The organism is Pseudomonas fakonensis (assembly GCF_019139895.1).
GTDB classification, from domain to species: Bacteria; Pseudomonadota; Gammaproteobacteria; order Pseudomonadales; family Pseudomonadaceae; genus Aquipseudomonas; species Aquipseudomonas fakonensis.
In genome coordinates this window covers 4,954,009-4,973,407 of record NZ_CP077076.1, presented here as the reverse complement: position 1 = coordinate 4,973,407, position 19,399 = coordinate 4,954,009, and the positions used below count along the sequence as shown (strand labels likewise).

General features: G+C 64.3%; 17 protein-coding genes. 11 read left to right on the top strand and 6 right to left on the bottom strand.

Features of this window, described 5'->3' with window-relative positions:
• Nucleotides 1–16 precede the first annotated feature (16 nt).
• The 8 genes from murA to KSS94_RS21845 all read left to right on the top strand — a co-directional run bounded on the left by murA (nt 17) and on the right by KSS94_RS21845 (nt 8,531).
• Nucleotides 17–1,282, top strand: coding sequence for a UDP-N-acetylglucosamine 1-carboxyvinyltransferase (gene murA / locus KSS94_RS21880; RefSeq protein WP_217840143.1), 1,266 nt, complete (start codon nt 17–19; stop codon nt 1,280–1,282).
• 89 nt (nt 1,283–1,371) lie between these two features.
• Nucleotides 1,372–2,007, top strand: coding sequence for an ATP phosphoribosyltransferase (gene hisG / locus KSS94_RS21875; protein WP_023630427.1), 636 nt, complete (start codon nt 1,372–1,374; stop codon nt 2,005–2,007).
• A gap of 128 nt (nt 2,008–2,135) precedes the next feature.
• Nucleotides 2,136–3,458: a histidinol dehydrogenase gene (hisD, locus tag KSS94_RS21870; RefSeq protein WP_217840142.1), complete on the top strand. Its 1,323-nt coding sequence runs from the start codon at nt 2,136–2,138 to the stop codon at nt 3,456–3,458.
• A 2-nt stretch (nt 3,459–3,460) separates the two neighbouring features.
• Nucleotides 3,461–4,510 (top strand): histidinol-phosphate transaminase, encoded by a 1,050-nt coding sequence (gene hisC, locus KSS94_RS21865; RefSeq protein WP_217840141.1) that lies wholly within the window; start codon nt 3,461–3,463, stop codon nt 4,508–4,510.
• 1,024 nt (nt 4,511–5,534) lie between these two features.
• A complete protein-coding gene (locus KSS94_RS21860) occupies nt 5,535–6,182 on the top strand; it encodes a FadR/GntR family transcriptional regulator (protein WP_217840140.1) in 648 nt (215 codons plus the stop codon).
• Between the two features lie 14 nt (nt 6,183–6,196).
• Nucleotides 6,197–7,456, top strand: a complete 1,260-nt coding sequence (locus KSS94_RS21855; RefSeq protein ID WP_217840139.1) for a CynX/NimT family MFS transporter — start codon at nt 6,197–6,199, stop codon at nt 7,454–7,456.
• Between the two features lie 271 nt (nt 7,457–7,727).
• Nucleotides 7,728–8,198, top strand: coding sequence for a nuclear transport factor 2 family protein (locus tag KSS94_RS21850; protein ID WP_217840138.1), 471 nt, complete (start codon nt 7,728–7,730; stop codon nt 8,196–8,198).
• A gap of 42 nt (nt 8,199–8,240) precedes the next feature.
• Nucleotides 8,241–8,531, top strand: a complete 291-nt coding sequence (locus tag KSS94_RS21845; RefSeq protein ID WP_217840137.1) for a GIY-YIG nuclease family protein — start codon at nt 8,241–8,243, stop codon at nt 8,529–8,531.
• A gap of 36 nt (nt 8,532–8,567) precedes the next feature.
• Here KSS94_RS21845 and yejK read toward each other — a convergent pair whose 3' ends face one another.
• A complete protein-coding gene (gene yejK / locus KSS94_RS21840; protein WP_217840136.1) occupies nt 8,568–9,575 on the bottom strand; it encodes a nucleoid-associated protein YejK in 1,008 nt (335 codons plus the stop codon).
• 392 nt (nt 9,576–9,967) lie between these two features.
• Here yejK and KSS94_RS21835 point away from each other — a divergent pair, with 392 nt between their 5' ends.
• Nucleotides 9,968–10,249, top strand: a complete 282-nt coding sequence (locus KSS94_RS21835; RefSeq protein WP_217840135.1) for an HU family DNA-binding protein — start codon at nt 9,968–9,970, stop codon at nt 10,247–10,249.
• Between the two features lie 222 nt (nt 10,250–10,471).
• Here the strand turns inward: KSS94_RS21835 and rlmF are convergent, their stop codons facing one another.
• The 5 genes from rlmF to KSS94_RS21810 form a co-directional block, all read right to left on the bottom strand.
• Nucleotides 10,472–11,407, bottom strand: coding sequence for a 23S rRNA (adenine(1618)-N(6))-methyltransferase RlmF (rlmF, locus tag KSS94_RS21830; RefSeq protein ID WP_217840134.1), 936 nt, complete (start codon nt 11,405–11,407; stop codon nt 10,472–10,474).
• 118 nt (nt 11,408–11,525) lie between these two features.
• A complete protein-coding gene (locus KSS94_RS21825) occupies nt 11,526–14,372 on the bottom strand; it encodes a valine--tRNA ligase (protein ID WP_217840133.1) in 2,847 nt (948 codons plus the stop codon).
• A gap of 216 nt (nt 14,373–14,588) precedes the next feature.
• Entirely contained in the window at nt 14,589–14,963 is a 375-nt protein-coding gene (locus tag KSS94_RS21820) for a DNA polymerase III subunit chi (RefSeq protein WP_217840132.1), read from the bottom strand.
• Between the two features lie 6 nt (nt 14,964–14,969).
• Nucleotides 14,970–15,398 (bottom strand): DNA polymerase III subunit chi, encoded by a 429-nt coding sequence (locus tag KSS94_RS21815; RefSeq protein ID WP_217840131.1) that lies wholly within the window; start codon nt 15,396–15,398, stop codon nt 14,970–14,972.
• 49 nt (nt 15,399–15,447) lie between these two features.
• On the bottom strand, nt 15,448–16,941 hold the full coding sequence (locus KSS94_RS21810; protein ID WP_217840130.1) for a leucyl aminopeptidase: 1,494 nt from the start codon (nt 16,939–16,941) through the stop codon (nt 15,448–15,450).
• 288 nt (nt 16,942–17,229) lie between these two features.
• On the opposite strand from KSS94_RS21810, the gene lptF reads away from it, so the two are divergent.
• Together lptF and lptG are read left to right on the top strand one after the other, a co-directional pair.
• The gene (gene lptF, locus KSS94_RS21805; protein WP_217840129.1) at nt 17,230–18,345 is read left to right on the top strand and encodes an LPS export ABC transporter permease LptF; all 1,116 of its coding nucleotides are present in this window, start codon (nt 17,230–17,232) and stop codon (nt 18,343–18,345) included.
• Nucleotides 18,338–19,399, top strand: a complete 1,062-nt coding sequence (gene lptG, locus KSS94_RS21800) for an LPS export ABC transporter permease LptG (RefSeq protein ID WP_217840128.1) — start codon at nt 18,338–18,340, stop codon at nt 19,397–19,399. The genes lptF and lptG overlap by 8 nt, the downstream gene beginning before the upstream one ends.

The window sequence follows — 19,399 nt, the reverse complement described above, 5'->3', positions numbered from 1 at the left end:
TGGCGGCGAGACACGTATGGACAAACTGATTATCACCGGCGGTGCCCGCCTCGATGGCGAGATCCGCATCTCCGGCGCGAAGAACTCGGCCCTGCCGATTCTCTCGGCCACCCTGCTGTGCGATGGCCCGGTCACGGTCGGCAACCTGCCGCACCTGCACGACATCACCACCATGATCGAGCTGTTCGGGCGCATGGGCATCGAGCCTGTGATCGACGAAAAACTCGCCGTGGAAATCGACCCGCGCACCATCAAGACCCTCGTCGCCCCGTACGAGCTGGTCAAGACCATGCGCGCCTCGATCCTGGTACTTGGCCCGATGGTTGCCCGTTTCGGTGAGGCCGAAGTGGCCCTGCCTGGCGGTTGCGCCATCGGTTCGCGCCCGGTAGACCTGCACATCCGCGGTCTTGAGGCCATGGGCGCCAAGATCGAAGTCGAAGGCGGCTACATCAAGGCCAAGGCCCCCGAGGGCGGCCTGCGCGGTGCGCACTTCTTCTTCGATACCGTCAGCGTCACCGGTACCGAGAACATCATGATGGCCGCAGCCCTGGCCAAGGGTCGCAGTGTGCTGCAGAACGCCGCCCGTGAACCGGAAGTGGTCGACCTGGCCAACTTCATCAACGCCATGGGCGGCAAGGTCCAGGGTGCTGGCACCGACACCATCACCATCGATGGCGTCGAGCGCCTGGGTACCACCACCTACCAGGTGATGCCTGACCGTATCGAAACCGGCACCTACCTGGTTGCCGCCGCCGTGACCGGTGGCCGCGTCAAGGTCAAGGACACCGACCCGACCATCCTTGAAGCCGTACTGGAAAAACTCAAGGAAGCCGGCGCCGACATCACCACCGGTGAAGACTGGATCGAGCTGAACATGCACGGCAAGCGGCCCAAGGCCGTCAACCTGCGCACCGCTCCGTACCCGGCATTCCCCACCGACATGCAGGCACAGTTCATCTCGCTCAACGCCATCGCCGAAGGCACTGGCGCGGTGATCGAGACCATCTTCGAAAACCGCTTCATGCACGTGTACGAAATGCACCGCATGGGCGCGCAGATCCAGGTCGAAGGCAACACCGCCATCGTTACCGGCGTCAAGGCGCTCAAGGGCGCCCCGGTGATGGCCACCGACCTGCGCGCATCGGCCAGCCTGGTGCTGTCGGCGCTGGTCGCCGAAGGTGACACCCTGATCGACCGCATCTACCACATCGACCGTGGTTACGAGTGCATCGAAGAAAAACTGCAGATGCTCGGCGCGAAAATCCGCCGCGTACCGGGTTAACATCCGCAGGCGCAGGGATGCGCTTTTGAATCGAATGCGGCCAGCCCACGGGCTGGCCGGCAGTAGCTGCTTAAGGACCGACGTTCCCCATGTTGACCATCGCGCTATCCAAAGGCCGTATTCTCGACGACACCCTGCCGTTGCTGGCAGAGGCGGGCATCGTTCCCACCGAGAACCCGGACAAGAGCCGCAAGCTGATCATTCCGACCACCCAGGACGACGTGCGCCTGCTCATCGTGCGTGCCACCGACGTGCCCACCTACGTCGAGCATGGCGCTGCCGACCTCGGCGTTGCCGGCAAAGACGTGCTGATGGAATACGGCGGCCAGGGCCTGTACGAGCCCCTGGACCTGCAAATCGCCCAGTGCAAGCTGATGACTGCCGGCGTTACCGGTGCACCTGAGCCCAAGGGCCGTCTGCGGGTGGCTACCAAGTTCGTCAACGTAGCCAAGCGCTACTACGCAGAACAAGGCCGCCAGGTCGACATCATCAAGTTGTACGGCTCCATGGAGCTGGCACCGTTGATCAACCTTGCCGACAAGATCATCGACGTGGTCGACACCGGCAACACGCTGCGCGCCAACGGCCTCGAGCCGCAGGACCTGATCGCCACGATCAGCTCGCGCCTGGTGGTCAACAAGGCCTCCATGAAAATGCAGCACGCCCGCATCCAGAGCCTGATCGACACCCTGCGCAACGCTGTCGAATCGCGACACCGCGGCTGACTTCTGCGCGCGACCTCTGCTGTCGCGCCCGTCTATCCGCGTCATAGCCTTCTTTCTCGGGTGCCCGCGCGGATGGACTGGTAGCCTAGGGCGCCTGAGCATTCGCTATCTATTCCGAGGCCCTCGCCATGACCGTGTCCACTGCAATTGCCCGTCTCAACGCTGCTGACCAGGATTTCGCGCGACATCTTGATCATCTGCTGAGCTGGGAAAGCGTGTCCGATGACGCGGTCAACCAGCGCGTGCTCGACATCATCAAGGCCGTGCGCGAGCGCGGCGACGCGGCGCTGGTGGAGTTCACCCAGCGTTTCGACGGTGTCGATGCCAAAAGCATCGATGACCTGATCCTCGACCGTGCGCGCCTGGAACTGGCCCTGACCCGCATCACCCCGGTTCAGCGCGAAGCGCTGGAAAAGGCCGCCAACCGCGTGCGCATGTACCACGAGCGGCAGAAACAGGACTCCTGGCAGTACACCGAAGCCGACGGCACCGTGCTCGGCCAGAAAGTCACCCCGCTGGACCGCGCCGGCCTGTACGTGCCGGGCGGCAAGGCGTCGTACCCCTCGTCGGTGCTGATGAACGCCATTCCGGCCAAGGTGGCCGGTGTCACTGAAGTGGTCATGGTGGTGCCGACCCCGCGTGGCGAGGTCAACGAGCTGGTGCTGGCCGCAGCCTGCATCGCCGGTGTAGACCGCGTGTTCACTGTCGGTGGCGCCCAGGCCGTCGCGGCTCTGGCCTATGGCACCGAGAGCGTGCCGCAGGTGGACAAGATCGTCGGCCCGGGCAACATCTACGTAGCCACCGCCAAGCGCCACGTGTTCGGCCAGGTGGGCATCGACATGATCGCCGGCCCGTCGGAAATCCTCGTGGTATGCGACGGCCAGACCGACCCGGACTGGATTGCCATGGACCTGTTCTCCCAGGCCGAGCACGACGAAGACGCCCAGGCCATCCTGGTCAGCCCTGATGCCGAGTTCCTCGACCGCGTGGCTGCCAGCATCGACAAGCTGCTGCCAACCATGGAGCGTGCCGAGATCATCGAGAAGTCGATCAACGGCCGTGGTGCGCTGATTCAGGTGCGTGACATGCAGCAGGCCATCGAGGTGGCCAACCGCATCGCCCCCGAGCACCTGGAGCTGTCGGTGGCCGACCCGCAGGCCTGGCTGCCACAGATCCGCCATGCCGGTGCGATCTTCATGGGCCGCCACACCAGCGAGGCGCTGGGCGACTACTGCGCCGGCCCCAACCACGTGCTGCCGACCTCCGGCACCGCGCGCTTCTCCTCGCCTTTGGGCGTGTACGACTTCCAGAAGCGTTCGTCGATCATCTTCTGCTCCGAGCAGGGCGCGTCCGAGCTGGGCCATACCGCCTCGGTCCTGGCCCGTGGCGAGTCGCTGACCGCCCACGCCCGCAGCGCCGAATACCGCATCCTCAACGAGAAGGGGAATTGAACATGAGCCGTTTCTGGAGCCCCTTCGTCAAGGACCTGGTGCCTTACGTGCCGGGCGAGCAACCCAAGCTGGCCCGCCTGGTCAAGCTCAACACCAACGAGAACCCCTATGGCCCGTCGCCCAAGGCGCTGGAGGCCATGCGTGGCGAGTTGAACGACAACCTGCGCCTGTACCCGGACCCGAACGGTGACCGCCTCAAGCAGGCGGTCGCCGAGTACTACGGCGTCACCCCGGCCCAGGTGTTCGTCGGCAACGGCTCGGACGAGGTGCTGGCGCACATCTTCCACGGCCTGTTCCAGCACGCCCGCGGTCCGCTGCTGTTCCCGGACATCAGCTACAGCTTCTACCCGGTGTATTGCGGCCTGTACGGCATCCCGTTCGAGCCGGTGGCGCTGGACGAGCAGTTCCAGATTCGCGTGGCCGACTACAGCAAGCCGAATGCCGGGATCATCTTCCCCAACCCCAACGCACCGACTGGCTGCCTGCTGGCGCTGGAGGCGGTGGAGCAGTTGCTGCAGGCCAACCCTGATTCGGTGGTGGTGGTCGACGAGGCGTACATCGACTTCGGCGGCGAGACCGCCATCAGCCTGGTGGGCCGCTACGACAACCTGCTGGTGACCCAGACCCTGTCCAAGTCGCGTTCGCTGGCGGGGCTGCGGGTTGGCCTGGCTGTCGGCCATCCGGACCTGATCGAGGCGCTGGAGCGGATCAAGAACAGCTTCAACTCCTACCCGCTGGACCGCATGGCGATTGTCGGGGCGGCTGTGGCGTTCGAGGACCGTGCGTACTTCGACGAGACTTGCCGCAAGGTGATCGACAGCCGCGAGGTGTTGGTGGCGGCGTTGGAATCGCGCGGGTTCGAGGTATTGCCTTCGGCGGCGAACTTCATCTTTGCCCGGCACCCTGAGCGGGATGCGGCAGGGATTGCGGCGCGGCTGCGGGAGCAGGGGGTGATTGTTCGGCACTTCAAGCAGGCGCGGATTGCGCAGTTCTTGCGGATTACCGTGGGGACGCCGGAGATGAACCAGGCTTTGCTGGATGCTTTGAATTGATCTGAGGTTGGGTTTGGTTCGGGGGCGGGTTGGGGGATAGTGGGTTTATCTTCTGGTCTGCCCCTTATAGTTTGTTGGTTGTTGGTTGTTGGTTGTTGGTTGTTGGTTGTTGGTTGTTGGTTGTTTTGAAAGTTGTATGCGCATTCATTATTGGTAGTGACGCTTATTCACCTTTCCGCCCTTACGGCGGGTAACTTTTTGAAGGATCAAAAAGTCACCAAAAAATCCTCGCTCCATTCATCCGGCCCCTGCGCTTCGCTCCGGGGTCCCCTCACTTCGGGCTTGCTCCGGGGGTACGCGCCGACGGGCCGTCCCTGGCCCGATCGGCGCTCGACCGGCATCCATGCCGGTCGCCCCCCTACGCAATCCCTGCGTTCGGCCTCCTGAAGTCGCGAAGTTAGGGGCGGCGCCTATGAGTACGCAGCTCGGTCGCTAGTTGCATTTGTGGGAACTCAGGATAGCAATCGCCGGCAAGCCGGCTCCTACAGTGGAACGCGTTAATTCGGATAACGCATACCCCTGTAGGAGCCGGCTTGCCGGCGATAGGCCCAGAACTAACAACACATCAACAACAATTAAACCAACATCCCAGCTGTTGATCTGGCTTTTGATCTGGCTTCTAAGCGCGCAATAGTTCAGGCAACACAAATCGCGACTTCAGGAGGCCGAGCGTAGGGATTGCGTAGGAGGGCGACCGGCATGGATGCCGGTCGAGCGCCGATCGGGCCAGGGACGGCCCGTCGGCGCGTACCTCCGGAGCAAGCCCGGAGCGAGGGAACCCCCGAAGCGCAGCGTAGGGGGCCGGATGATGGGAGCAGGCGGCTTTGGTTACTTTGGCCGTCCAAAGTAACCCGCCGTAAGGGCGGAAAGGTGACGAAAAGCCAACATCGTCAATGAATGCGCCTACATCTCCCAAAGCAATCACCATAAGCCCCGAACCTGAACCCTTGCCACCCCCCCCACCAACCCGCTATCGTCCACCTCCTGAAATTCATCCGATGACTGGACGATAAGCCAAACCCCAATGTCCCAACTCACCAAACGCTCCCTGGTCGAACAAGCCGTAGACCAACTCCGCGACCAGATCGCCAAAGGCACCTGGCAAGTAGGTCAACGCCTGCCCACCGAACCTGAGCTTGCCAGCGACCTGGGCATCAGCCGCAACACCGTGCGCGAAGCCATGCGCGTGCTGGCCTTCAGCGGCCTGGTGGAAGTCCGCCAGGGCGACGGCAGCTACCTGCGTACCGTGCAGGACCCACTGCAAGCCGTGCAGGCCATGGCCCGCTGCACCGTCGAGCACGCCCGCGAAACCCGCCATATCCTCGAAGCCGAAGCCATCGGCCTGGCCGCGCTGCGCTGCACCGAGCACGACCTGCGCGAACTGCGCCAGGCCCTGCTGCAAAGCGGCGAGCACTTTCACGGCGATGTCGACGCCTATGTCGCCTGCGACATCCAGTTTCACCAACGCCTGGTGGACGCCGCCCACAACCCCGCGCTCAGCGAGCTGTACCGCTACTTCTCCGGTGTGGTCGCCGCAGCCCTGCAGCACAACATGACCAGCGTCCCCCGTTGCCAGGCCACCTTCGACCTGCACGGGCAGATCCTCGACGCCCTCGAACAACGCGATCCGCAGCGTGCCAAGCGCCTCAGCCGGACCCTCATAGAATCCTGACTGGAACTGCCCCCATGAGTGATCAAGCAAACCGCGAACTCGATGAACTGCTCATCGATGCCGAGGCCGACGATGAACAAGTTCAGCAGCAGCCGGTACTGCTGCAACGGCCCTGGCTGCTGTTGCTGGGCCTGGTGCTGGTGGCGCTGAACCTGCGCCCGGCACTTTCGAGCATGGCGCCGGTGCTTGGGCAGGTGTCCGCGGGGCTTGGGCTCAACGCTTCCGAGGCCGGGCTGCTGACCACCTTGCCGGTGCTGTGCCTGGGCCTGTTCGCGCCGCTGGCGCCGATCCTGGCGCGCCGGTTCGGCAGCGAACGGGTGATTCTCGGCATCCTCCTGACCCTGGCCCTGGGGATTCTGGTACGCAGCGCGTTCGGGGTGGCCGGCATCTTCCTCGGCAGCCTGATGGCCGGTGCCAGCATCGGCATCATCGGCGTGCTGCTGCCCGGTATCGTCAAGCGCGACTTCCCGCAGCACGCCGGCACCCTGACCGGCGTCTACACCATGGCCTTGTGCCTGGGCGCGGCCATGGCGGCCGGTGCCACCGTGCCGCTGGCCAGCCACTTCGACGGCAACTGGGCGCTGGGGCTGGGCTTCTGGATGGTGCCGGCGCTGCTGGCAATGCTGGTCTGGTTGCCCCAGGCGCGCCAGGGGCACGGCCTGCACAAGGCCGCCTACCGTGTGCGCGGGTTGTGGCGCGACCCGCTGGCCTGGCAGGTGACGCTGTACATGGGCCTGCAATCGTCGCTGGCCTACATCGTGTTCGGCTGGTTGCCGTCGATCCTCATCGGCCGCGGGCTGAGCCCCACCGAGGCCGGGCTGGTACTGTCCGGGTCAGTGATCGTGCAACTGGTCAGCTCGCTCGGCGCGCCATGGCTGGCCACCCGCGGCAAGGACCAGCGCCTGGCCATCGTGGTGGTGATGCTGGTCACCCTGGCCGGGCTGTTCGGCTGCCTGTACGCGCCCATCGACGGGCTGTGGGGTTGGGCAGTGTTGCTGGGCCTGGGGCAGGGCGGCACCTTCGCCCTGGCGCTGACCCTGATCGTGCTGCGTTCCAAAGACGCCCATGTGGCTGCCAACCTGTCGAGCATGGCCCAGGGCGTGGGCTATACGCTGGCATCGATGGGGCCGTTCGCGGTGGGGCTGGTGCATGACCTGACCGGTGGCTGGAATGCCGTGGGCTGGATTTTCGCCGTGCTCGGCGTGGGTGCCATCGTGTTCGGCCTGGGGGCCGGGCGGGTGCTGCATGTGCAGGTAAGCAGCGAGAAGGTGTGAGGAGATGGATACTCTCACTGACTCGGCGAGGACCTGTGGGAGCAACTGCCTTGTGCTGCCTGAACCGGCCTCATCGCCGGCAAGCCGGCTCCTACAGGTACGGCACTGGCCAGAAGCTTATGCAATTCCTGAGGGAAGCGCCCCGGCCGCTCCCCTCAGGGCAATGTAGAGCGCCTGCTGGCCAGGCGATCATTCATGACGCTGATGGATATGGCGCCATAAGTGGCCACAGGCTATCGTGCGCCTTTCGCCCCTTGCACAGGACCTGCCCATGAGTGATGCCAACAGCGCCTTGATCACCCGTTTCTACCAGGCTTTCCAGCGCCTGGACGCCGAGGCCATGGCGGCCTGCTACAGCGACGACATCGCTTTCAGCGACCCGGTGTTCGGCACTCTGCGCGGCGATGACGCCAAGGATATGTGGCGCATGCTCACCTCACGTGCCAAGGACTTCACCCTGACCTTCGACAACGTGCGCAGTGACGAGCGCGGCGGTGCGGCGCACTGGGTGGCGACCTACCTGTTCAGCCAGACCGGGCGGGTGGTGGTCAATGACATCCAGGCGCGCTTCGTGATTCGCGACGGGCTGATCTGCCAGCATGACGACACCTTCGACCTGTGGCGCTGGGCACGGCAGGCGCTGGGCATGCCCGGTGTGCTGCTGGGCTGGTCGCCAATGCTGCAAAACAAGGTGCGCCAGCAGGCGTACAAGGGCCTGCGCGCATTCCAGCAGGGCCGCTGAGCGGGTAAGCTTGCGCCACCTTCAGCTGTCTCGAACCGAACCGTGAGCGAAACTCCCCCACCCGCCGAGTGCAAGCCCTGGTACCTCTACCTGGTGCGCGCCGCCAACGGCTCGCTGTACTGCGGCATCAGCGACGACCCGCAGAAGCGCTTCATCAAGCACCAGAAGGGGCAGGGTGCGCGCTACTTCAAGACCAGCCCGGCGCAGGCGCTGGTGTATGTGGAGCAGTGGCCGGACAAGGGCGAAGCGCTGCGCCAGGAGCGCCTGGTGAAAAAACTGCGCAAAAAGGCCAAGGAGGCGCTGGTGGCCTCCTATGCCGGCAGTGTGGTGTGATCCCGTAGGAGCGGGCTTGCCCCGCGATATGCCGATTCAGTCCTTGCGGCGCTTGAGCTGGTCGATCAACTGCGTCGGCAGCCCCTTGATCACCAGCGTGCCGGCTTCTTCGTCGTACTCGATCTTCGAGCCCAGCAAATGCGCCTCGAAGCTGATCGACAACCCTTCTGCACGCCCGGTGAAACGGCGGAACTGGTTGAGGGTGCGTTTGTCGGCCGGGATCTCCGGCGACAGCCCGTAGTCGCTGTTGCGGATATGATCGAAGAATGCCTGCGGGCGGTCTTCGTCGATCAGGCTGGAGAGCTCCTCGAGTGCCATCGGCTCGCCCAGCTTGGTCTGGGTGGTGGCATAGTCGACCAGGGTCTGGGTCTTTTCGCGGGCGGACTCTTCCGGCAGGTCCTCTTTCTCCACGAAGTCGCTGAAGGCCTTGAGCAGGGTACGGGTTTCACCCGGGCCGTCGACGCCCTCCTGGCAGCCGATGAAGTCGCGGAAGTAGTCCGAGACTTTCTTGCCGTTCTTGCCCTTGATGAACGAGATGTACTGCTTCGACGCCTGGTTGTTCTTCCACTCCGACAGGTTGACCCGTGCAGCCAGGTGCAACTGGCCGAGGTCCAGGTGGCGTGACGGGGTCACGTCCAGCTCGGCGTTCACCGCCACGCCTTCGCTGTGGTGCAACAGGGCGATGGCCAGGTATTCGGTCATGCCTTGCTGGTAGTGGGCGAACAGCACGTGGCCGCCGGTGGACAGGTTGGACTCTTCCATCAGCTTTTGCAGGTGCTCGACGGCGGTGCGGCTGAAGGCGGTGAAGTCCTGTTCGGTGTCCAGGTACTGCTTGAGCCAGCCACTGAACGGGTAGGCGCCGGATTCACCGTGGAAGAAACCCCAGGCCTTGCCCTGCTTGGCGTTGTAGCTGTCGTTGAGGTCGGCCAGCAGGTTTTCGATGGCGTCGGAGGCGGCCAGCTCGCTGTCGCGGGCGTGCAGCACGGCGGGGCTGCCATCGGGCTTCTTGTCGATCAGGTGAACGATGCAATGACGGATGGGCATGGAATTCTCGGTTTGTTGGGCGGTGCGGCACCGCGCTGCAAAAGGCGCACAGTTTACCCCAGGGCGGGGGTGGTGCAGTGGCCAGATGTTGGCGTAAATAGCGGTTGCCTGTTTTTTGTACGATTTGCCGGTTTTTTTCCGCAAACCCCCGAAAAACCTGCACAAAATCAATGTCGACAGCGGATATTTATCGATTCATGTGGTAGCTTTGCGCGGTCTTGCGCCCCCTGTGTGGCGCATTGCTGGCAGCTTGCTTGCGGGGTGTCGAACCAAACGCCGATTTGCGTATCTACATACGCGATCGACGCGGCCTCTGGATTGTCCCCGGGCTGGCCCGACCACCGACCAAGCACGCTGCACAACCTCTGATTTGATAGGGAAGGAACACCACCATGGCACTGACCAAAGACCAACTGATTGCCGATATCGCTGAATCGATCGACGCGCCAAAAACCACCGCGCGCGCTGCCCTGGAGCAACTGGGCCAGATCGTCGCTGACCAACTGGAAAACGGCGCCGAAATCACCCTGCCAGGCATCGGCAAGCTGAAAGTCTCCGAGCGTCCTGCCCGTACCGGCCGCAACCCTTCGACTGGCGCTGCCATCGAAATCGCTGCCAAGAAAGTCGTCAAGTTCGTTCCGGCCAAGTCCCTGAGCGACTCGATCAACAAGTAATTGTTGATGTGTTGACGAAACCGCGCCCGGCTTGCCCGGGCGCGGTTTTTTTGTGCCTGTGTTTTTGCCGCCCGCGATCCCTGTAGGAGCGGCCTTGTGTCGCGAAAGGGGCGCGAAGCGGCCCCAGGAAGTGCGTCATTGCACATATCGTCGGGGGCTGCTTCGCAGCCCTTTCGCGACACAAGGCCGCTCCTACAGGGGGCTGCGCGAACGTTCGGATTGTTATCTGGCCAGCCAGGCCTTGCGCGCCTCATCGTCATGGAAGCTCCACGCCACCATGCGGCTCTGCTTCTGCCCCTGGCCCATCTCGACGATGCGCACAGCCTTCACCCCGGCTTTTTTCAGCGCCGCCTCGATGCCCGGCAGGTTGCTGGCCTTGGACACCAGGCTGGTGAACCACAGCACCTGTTCGGCGTACTGCACGCTTTCACCGACCAGTTGCGTCACGAAGCGGATCTCGCCGCCCTCGCACCACAGCTCGTTGTTCTGCCCGCCGAAGTTCAGCACCGGCAGCTTGCGCTTGGGGTCCTGCTTGCCAAGGTTCTTCCACTTGCGCTGGCTGCCACGGGTGGCCTCTTCGCGCGAGGCATGGAAGGGCGGGTTGCACAGGGTCACCGCGAAACGCTCGCCCTCTTGCAGCAAACCGCTGAGGATGTGCTTGCGCTCGGCTTGCAGGCGCAGGCCGATGGCCTTGTCGAGCTGGTTGGCCTGCACGATGGCCTTGGCCGAGGCCAGGGCCACTGGGTCGATGTCGGAGCCGGTGAAGCGCCAGCGGTAATCGCTGTGGCCCAGCAGCGGGTAGATGCAGTTGGCGCCTACGCCGATGTCCAGGGCGCGCACCTGGGCACCGCGCGGCACTTCACCGTTGTTGTCTTCGGCCAGCAGGTCGGCGGCTACGTGGATGTAGTCGGCGCGCCCCGGAATCGGCGGGCACAGGTAGTCGGCGGGGATGTCCCAGTGCTGGATACCGTACTGGGCCTTGAGTAGCGCACGGTTGAACACCCGCACGGCTTCGGGGTTGGCGAAGTCGATGCTGGGCTTGCCGTGGGGGTTGGTGATGGTGAAGCGCGCCAGGTCCGGGTGGGCCTTGATCAGCGCCGGGAAGTCGTAGCGGCCCTGGTGGCGGTTGCGCGGGTGCAGGGTGGGTTTCTGGTTCATCGTTCGGGTCCTGAAAAAGCATCGCCGGCAAGCCGGCTCCTACAGGACGCGCGGTACCTGTAGGAGCCGGCTTGCCGGCGATGGGCTGCAGGGCAGCCCGCTATGGCTTCACTTTAAGTTACAGCGCAGCAATCCGCGCATGCTGCTCGGTGAAGTTGGCCAGGGCCTGTTCGGACTCGGCCAGCTTGGCGCGCTCCTTCTCGATCACCGCAGGCGGCGCCTTGTCGACGAAGGCGGCGTTGGACAGCTTGCCGCCCACCCGCTGCACTTCACCCTGCAGGCGCTGGATCTCCTTGTTCAGGCGCGCAAGCTCGGCGTCCTTGTCGATCAGGCCGGCCATCGGCACCAGCACTTGCAGGTCACCCACCAGGGCGGTGGCCGACAGCGGTGCTTCGTCCTGCTCACCCAACACGGTGAACGACTCGACCTTGGCCAGCTTCTTCAGCAGCGCTTCGTTTTCCTGCAGGCGGCGCTGGTCGTCGGCGTTGGCGTTTTTCAGGAACAGCGGCAGCGGCTTGCCCGGGCCGATGTTCATCTCGGCGCGGATGTTGCGCAGGCCGACCATCAGCTCTTTCAGCCACTCGATGTCGCCTTCGGCAGCGGCGTCGATGCGGCTTTCGTTCGCCACAGGCCAGGCCTGCAGCATGATGGTCTTGCCTTCGATACCGGCCAGCGGCGCGATGCGCTGCCAGATTTCTTCGGTGATGAACGGCATGAACGGGTGGGCCAGGCGCAGCGCCACTTCCAGCACACGTACCAGGGTGCGACGGGTGCCACGGGCGCGTTCGACCGGCGCGTTCTCGTCCCACAATACCGGCTTGGACAGCTCCAGGTACCAGTCGCAGTACTGGTTCCAGATGAACTCGTACAGCGCCTGGCTGGCCAGGTCGAAGCGGAACTGCTCGAGCTGGCGGGTCACTTCGGCTTCGGTGCGCTGCAGCTGCGAGATGATCCAGCGGTCGGCCAGCGACAGCTCGTAGGCCTCGCCGTTCTGGCCGCAGTCCTCGCCCTTGTCCAGCACGTAGCGGGCGGCGTTCCAGATCTTGTTGCAGAAGTTGCGGTAGCCCTCGACGCGGCCCATGTCGAACTTAATGTCGCGGCCGGTGGAGGCCAGCGAGCAGAAGGTGAAGCGCAGGGCGTCGGTGCCGTAGCTGGCGATACCTTCGGGGAACTCGGCCTTGGTCTGCTTGGCGATCTTCTCGGCAAGCTTGGGCTGCATCATGCCGCTGGTGCGTTTTTCCAGCAGGGCGTCGAGGGTGATGCCGTCGACGATGTCCAGCGGGTCGAGCACGTTGCCCTTGGACTTGGACATCTTCTGGCCCTGCCCGTCGCGTACCAGGCCGTGCACGTACACGGTCTTGAACGGTACCTGCGGGGTGCCGTCCTCGTTCTTGATCAGGTGCATGGTCAGCATGATCATGCGCGCAACCCAGAAGAAGATGATGTCAAAACCCGTCACCAGCACGTCGGTGCTGTGGAATTTCTTCAGGAATTCGGTCTGCTCCGGCCAGCCGAGGGTCGAGAAGGTCCACAGGCCCGAGCTGAACCAGGTGTCGAGCACATCGTCGTCCTGGCGCAGCTTGATGTCGGCGCCGAGGTTGTGCTTGCTGCGCACTTCTTCCTCGTTGCGGCCCACGTAGACCTGGCCGGCCTCGTCGTACCAGGCCGGGATGCGGTGGCCCCACCACAGCTGGCGGCTGATGCACCAGTCCTGGATGTCGCGCATCCACGAGAAGTACATGTTCTCGTACTGTTTAGGTACGAACTGGATACGGCCGTCTTCCACGGCTTCGATGGCAGGCTCTGCCAGCGGCTTGGTGGAGACGTACCACTGGTCGGTCAGCCACGGCTCGATGACGGTGCCCGAACGGTCGCCCTTCGGCACTTTCAGGGCGTGGTCGTCGATGCTCACCAGCAGGCCCTGGGCGTCCAGGTCGGCGACGATCTGCTTGCGCGCGACGAAGCGGTCGAGGCCGGCGTATTGGGCGGGCAGGCTGGTGTCGAACTGCTCGTTGACGCTGCCGTCGAGGTTGAATGCCTGGGCGGCGGGCAGCACCAGGGCGTTCTTGTCGAAGATGTTGAGCAGCGGCAGGTTGTGGCGCTTGCCGACTTCGTAGTCGTTGAAGTCGTGGGCCGGGGTGATCTTCACGCAGCCGGTGCCGAATTCCGGGTCGCAGTAGTCGTCGGCGATGATCGGGATGCGGCGGCCGACCAGCGGCAGCTCGACGAACTTGCCGATCAGCGCCTGGTAGCGCTCGTCGTTCGGGTTGACGGCGACGGCGGCATCACCCAGCAGGGTTTCCGGACGGGTGGTGGCAACCACCAGGTGGTCCTTGCCTTCGGCGGTCTTGGCGCCATCGGCCAGCGGGTAGCGCAGGTTCCACAGGTGGCCCTTCTCGTCGTGGTTTTCCACTTCAAGGTCGGAGATCGCCGTGTGCAGCTTGGTGTCCCAGTTGACCAGGCGCTTTCCGCGGTAGATCAGGCCGTCTTCATGCAGGCGCACGAAGGCTTCCTTGACCGCTTCGGACAGGCCGTCGTCCATGGTGAAGCGCTCGCGGCTCCAGTCCACCGACGAGCCCAGGCGGCGGATCTGGCGGCTGATGTTACCGCCGGACTGGTCCTTCCACTCCCAGACCTTCTCGAGGAACTTCTCACGACCCAGGTCGTGGCGGTTCTGGCCTTTGGCTTCGAGCTGGCGCTCCACCAGCATTTGCGTGGCGATACCGGCGTGGTCGGTGCCTGGCTGCCACAGGGTGTCACGGCCCTGCATGCGGCGAAAACGGATCAATGCGTCCATGATCGCGTTGTTGAAACCGTGGCCCATGTGCAGGCTGCCGGTGACGTTCGGCGGCGGGATCATGATGGTGTACGAGTCACCAGCACCTTGCGGGGCGAAATAGTTCTCGGACTCCCAGGTGTTGTACCAGGAAGTTTCGATGGCGTGCGGCTGGTAGGTCTTGTCCATGCGCGGCGGGACCCTATGGCATTTGTTCGGGAAAGCCGGGAAGTATAACGAAGCTGGAAGCTTCAAGCGACAAGCAGGAGCGCACGCACCCCTGTAGGAGCCGGCTTGCCGGCGATGAGGCCGGTGCAGGCAAAACAGGGCGCGCAGCAGGAGTGGTTCGGTCGCGCCTGGGAGGGCCCTATCGCCGGCAAGCCGGCTCCTACAGGGGTAGGTGATTCATTCGGAACGCTTGAGCAACCGGTCAAGCCGCGCGTCGAGGCGGCGCTTGATCTCGGTCTCGATATGCGGGGTGAAGTCGTTGATCACGTCCTGCATGATCAACTGCGCCGCAGCGCGCAGTTCGGCGTCCAGGTGCAGCAGGGTATCCTGGCGGCGGGTCTGGGCATCTTCTTCGGGAGCGGCGGGCGCGGTTTCGGCGACCGGCGGCGGGGTATCGTTGCCGGCCGGCTCGTCAAGCAACAACGGGATCTGCTCCACGGTTTCGGTGAGCAGCGGCGGTTGCAGGTTGGCGTCACCCAGCAGCTCGCGAATCGACTCAAGGTCGTCGAGCAGGTGGGCATCATGGGTGAGGGAGGTCAGCTGCTTGTCCATCGTCTTCTACAGTCGTTGTAAGCGGTGATCTTGCAGAGCATAGCCCTGTTCACGGTAGAAACGGAATCGCTCGCGGGCTGCCTGGCGAATGCCGGGCTCCTCGACGACGATTTCGGCGACTCGCTCGAACTGGCCGACGAACCCGGGTACACCGCCGCCCAGGTTGATCAGCAGGTCGCGGTGGTTGCCGGCGTCATCGCCAATGCCCAGCGCCACGCTGGCATCGCTGTGCTGCTCGTGATGGTCGTGGGGCACGAAGGCCTCGCCCTTGAAGCGCCACAGGCGCTCGTCCAGCTCCAGGCGTTGCGCTTCGTCCTGGCAATGCAGGTAGACCCGGTGGCCGAGTCGCCAGGCTTTCTCGCACAGCTTGCAGGCAAAATCCAGCCGCGCCGACAGCGCGTCGGTGGGCAGGATATAAAAATCGACTTTGCTCATCGTTCAATTCGCCAGCCGGCGGCGCCTGGGCGCCACCGGCTGTACGCCATCAGGCGCCGGCGCGGTCCAGCAAGTACTGGGTGAGCAGCGGCACCGGGCGGCCCGAGGCGCCCTTGTCCTTGCCACCGCTGATCCAGGCGGTACCGGCGATGTCCAGGTGTGCCCAGCTGTAGGCTTTGGCGAAGCGCGACAGGAAGCAACCCGCGGTGATGGTGCCGGCCTTCGGGCCACCGATGTTGGCGATGTCGGCGAACGGGCTGTCCAGTTGCTCCTGGTACTCATCGAACAGCGGCAGTTGCCAGGCGCGGTCGTCGGCGCGCTTGCCGGCGTCCAGCAACTGGCCGACCAGCTCGTCGTTGTTGCCCATCAGGCCCGAGGTGTGGCTGCCCAAGGCGACGATGCAGGCGCCGGTCAGGGTGGCCAGGTCGATCACCGCCTGGGGCTTGAAGCGCTCGGCGTAGGTGAGGGTGTCGCACAGCACCAGGCGGCCTTCGGCGTCGGTGTTGAGAATCTCGACGGTTTGCCCGCTCATGGTGGTGACGATATCGCCCGGGCGGGTGGCGCCGCCGCTTGGCATGTTCTCGGCACAGGCCAGCAGGCACACCAGGTTGATCGGCAGTTGCAGCTCGAGCACTGCCTTGAGGGTGCCGAACACGCTGGCGGCGCCGCACATGTCGTACTTCATTTCATCCATGCCGGCGCCAGGCTTGAGGCTGATGCCGCCGGTGTCGAAGGTGATGCCCTTGCCCACCAGCACGAACGGTTTGTCGGCTTTTTTACCGCCCTGGTAGTTGAGCACGATCAGGCGTGGCGGTTGGTCGCTGCCCTGGCCGACGGCATAGAACGCGCCCATGCCCAGGTCCTTGATCTTCTTCTCGTCCAGCACTTCGACCTTGAGGCCTTTATGGGCCTTGCCCAGGTCCTTGGCTTGTTCGGCGAGGAAGCTTGGGTGGCAGATGTTCGGCGGCAGGTTGCCCAGGTCGCGGGTGTAGGCCATGCCGTTGGCAATGGCGGTGGCGTGCTTGACGGCGCGCTCTACCTCGGCCTGGCCGGCTTTGTCGGCCAGCAGGGTGATTTTTTTCAGCGCGCGTGGCTCGGCCTTCTTGCTCTTGAAACGGTCGAACACGTAGGCGCCGTCGAGCAGGGTTTCGGCCAGCAGGCGGTACTTGCCGTAGTGGCCGTCACGGGCGCTGACCGCCAGGTCGTCCAGGGCCAGCACCGCGTCAGTGCCGCCCAGGCTCTTGAGCACGCCAGCGACGCTGGCCACCAGCTTGCGCCAGGCGCGGTCGCCCAGGGCTTCGTCCTTGCCACTGCCCACCAGCAGCACGCGTTCGGCCTTGAGCCCCGGCAGGCTGTGCAGCAGCAAGGTCTGGCCTGGCTTGCCGGCCAGGTCGCCGCGCTTGAGCAGGGCGCTGATGGCACCCTCGCAGGCCAGGTCGACGGCCTTGGCAACGCTGCCGAGCTTGCGGCCTTCACCTACCGGGATCACCAGGGTGGCGGTTTTTACGGATGCAGCGGCTACGCTTTTTACAACCAGTTCCATGTCAGGGTTCCCCGAATGATCTGTGGGTTGGCGCTGTCTGTTGCAGGCGCTCGGAATACCGGCTCGGCCGCCTTTGCGGCCCGCGGAAAAGCTGCCAGTTTGAGCCTGCGGGATCCAAGATGACAACCCCGACATGCAGCGTCATGCGTGGCCAAGTGACAGGCGCGGTCAATCACAGGATAATGCGCGCACTTTACATGGAGGTTCGCCTTGGCGAACCGGCATTGGTCCTGGCTTTTCGAATCGTTCGTATGGCTGTGTGCCCCTGACAACCCAGGAGTGTCTGGTTTGATCGTCTTCCGTTATCTGTCCCGCGAGGTCCTTGTGACCTTGAGTGCCGTCAGCGCCGTGCTGCTGGTGATCATCATGAGCGGGCGCTTCATCAAATACCTGGCCCAGGCGGCCCAGGGCGTGCTCGATCCGGGTGTACTGTTCCTGATCATGGGCTTTCGCCTGCCAGGCTTCCTGCAACTGATTTTGCCGCTGGGCCTGTTCCTCGGCATTTTGCTCGCCTATGGCCGGCTCTATCTCGAAAGCGAGATGACTGTGCTCTCGGCCACCGGCATGAGCCAGCAGCGCCTGCTGGCCATGACCCTGGCGCCGGCAGCGCTGGTTGCCCTGCTGGTGGCCTGGCTGAGCCTGAGCCTGGCCCCGCAAGGGGTTGCCCAGGTGCAGAAGATCATCGCCCAGCAGGACGCGCTGACCGAGTTCGACACCTTGGTGCCGGGGCGCTTCCAGACCCTGCGCGACGGTTCGCGAGTCACCTACACCGAGCAGCTCTCGGACGACCGGGTCAACCTGGCCGGGGTGTTCATTTCCGAGAAACGCTTCAACCAGGACAAGACCAAGGACCGCGCCCCGTCGGTGCTGGTGGCCGAGAAGGGCCACCAGGAAGTCCAGGCTGACGGCAACCGCTACCTGGTGCTGGAAAACGGCTACCGCTATGACGGCAACCCTGGCCAGGCCGACTACCGCGCCATCAAGTACGACACCTACGGTGTGCTGCTGCCCAAGCCCGAGGTCAGCGAAGAAGTGACCGAGCGTGAGGCCATCCCCACCTCGCAGCTGTTCGGCCACAACGGCGTGCGTGAACGTGCCGAATTGCAGTGGCGCCTGTCGCTGCCGCTGCTGGTGTTCATCGTGACCCTGCTGGCGGTACCGCTGTCGCGGGTCAATCCGCGCCAGGGCCGCTTCCTCAAGCTGCTGCCGGCGATTCTTCTGTACATGGCTTACCTGACGATGCTGATTTCCGTGCGCGGCGCCCTGGAGAAGGGCAAGTTGCCCATCGCCCTGGGCATGTGGTGGGTTCACGCCCTGTTCCTGCTGATCGGCCTGGCCCTGATGTACTGGGAGCCGATGCGCCTCAAGCGTGCGGCGCGCCGTGCGGAGGTGGCCCATGGCTAAGCTTGACCGTTACATCGGCCAGAGCGTGCTGCTGGCCATTCTCGCCGTGCTGGGCATCATCCTTGGCCTGGCTTCGCTGTTCGCCTTCATCGACGAGATGGGCGACCTGAGCAACACCTACAGCGTGCTCGACGCCGGTATCTATGTGGCGCTCACCGCGCCGCGGCGGCTGTACGACATGCTGCCCATGGCCGCACTGATCGGCTGCCTGATCGGCCTGGGCAGCCTGGCCAGCAGCAGCGAGCTGACCATCATGCGCGCTGCCGGTGTGTCCATCGGGCGTATCGTCTGGGCGGTGATGAAGCCCATGCTGGTGCTGATGCTGGTGGGCCTGCTGATTGGCGAGTATGTCGCCCCCGTCACCGAGAACAAGGCCCAGGCCGACCGCTCGCTGGCCCAGGGCGGCGGCGAGGCGCAAAGCTCCAAGCGCGGCATGTGGCATCGTCAGGGCGAGGAGTTCGTGCACATCAACTCGGTTCAGCCCAACGGCCTGCTGCTGGGCGTGACCCGCTACCGCTTCGACGACAAGCGCCAGATCGCTTCCTCCAGCTTTGCCCGCAAGGCCCAGTACCGCGACAACCAGTGGGTGCTCAGCGATGTTGCCACCACCCACTTCCGTGGTGACCACACCGAAGTGGTCAAGGCAGCAGAAGAGCCCTGGGATGTATCGGTCACCCCCGAGCTGCTCAATACCGTGGTGTTGGCGCCAGAGTCGCTGTCGATCACCGGGCTGTGGGACTACATCCACTACCTGGCCGACCAGGGCCTGAACAATGCCCGCTACTGGCTGGCGTTCTGGACCAAGGTGCTGCAACCAGCAGTAACTGCCGCACTGGTGCTGATGGCAATCTCGTTCATCTTCGGCCCGCTGCGTTCGGTCACCCTTGGCCAGCGTGTGTTCACCGGCGTGCTGGTGGGCTTCGTGTTCCGCATCGCTGGCGACCTGCTTGGCCCTTCGAGCCAGGTGTTCGGCTTCCCGCCGCTGCTGGCGGTACTGCTGCCGGCCGGCATCTGTGCGCTGGCCGGTGTGTGGTTGTTGCGCCGGGCCGGTTGA

Bases quoted from the DNA above. Each gene is read 5' to 3' on its own strand.
- murA (WP_217840143.1), top strand. From the start codon at position 17: ATGGACAAACTGATTATCACCGGCGGTGCCCGCCTCGATGGCGAGATC.
- hisG (WP_023630427.1), top strand. From the start codon at position 1,372: ATGTTGACCATCGCGCTATCCAAAGGCCGTATTCTCGACGACACCCTG.
- hisD (WP_217840142.1), top strand. From the start codon at position 2,136: ATGACCGTGTCCACTGCAATTGCCCGTCTCAACGCTGCTGACCAGGAT.
- hisC (WP_217840141.1), top strand. From the start codon at position 3,461: ATGAGCCGTTTCTGGAGCCCCTTCGTCAAGGACCTGGTGCCTTACGTG.
- KSS94_RS21860 (WP_217840140.1), top strand. From the start codon at position 5,535: ATGTCCCAACTCACCAAACGCTCCCTGGTCGAACAAGCCGTAGACCAA.
- KSS94_RS21855 (WP_217840139.1), top strand. From the start codon at position 6,197: ATGAGTGATCAAGCAAACCGCGAACTCGATGAACTGCTCATCGATGCC.
- KSS94_RS21850 (WP_217840138.1), top strand. From the start codon at position 7,728: ATGAGTGATGCCAACAGCGCCTTGATCACCCGTTTCTACCAGGCTTTC.
- yejK (WP_217840136.1), bottom strand. From the start codon at position 9,575: ATGCCCATCCGTCATTGCATCGTTCACCTGATCGACAAGAAGCCCGAT.
- KSS94_RS21835 (WP_217840135.1), top strand. From the start codon at position 9,968: ATGGCACTGACCAAAGACCAACTGATTGCCGATATCGCTGAATCGATC.
- rlmF (WP_217840134.1), bottom strand. From the start codon at position 11,407: ATGAACCAGAAACCCACCCTGCACCCGCGCAACCGCCACCAGGGCCGC.
- KSS94_RS21825 (WP_217840133.1), bottom strand. From the start codon at position 14,372: ATGGACAAGACCTACCAGCCGCACGCCATCGAAACTTCCTGGTACAAC.
- KSS94_RS21820 (WP_217840132.1), bottom strand. From the start codon at position 14,963: ATGGACAAGCAGCTGACCTCCCTCACCCATGATGCCCACCTGCTCGAC.
- KSS94_RS21815 (WP_217840131.1), bottom strand. From the start codon at position 15,398: ATGAGCAAAGTCGATTTTTATATCCTGCCCACCGACGCGCTGTCGGCG.
- KSS94_RS21810 (WP_217840130.1), bottom strand. From the start codon at position 16,941: ATGGAACTGGTTGTAAAAAGCGTAGCCGCTGCATCCGTAAAAACCGCC.
- lptG (WP_217840128.1), top strand. From the start codon at position 18,338: ATGGCTAAGCTTGACCGTTACATCGGCCAGAGCGTGCTGCTGGCCATT.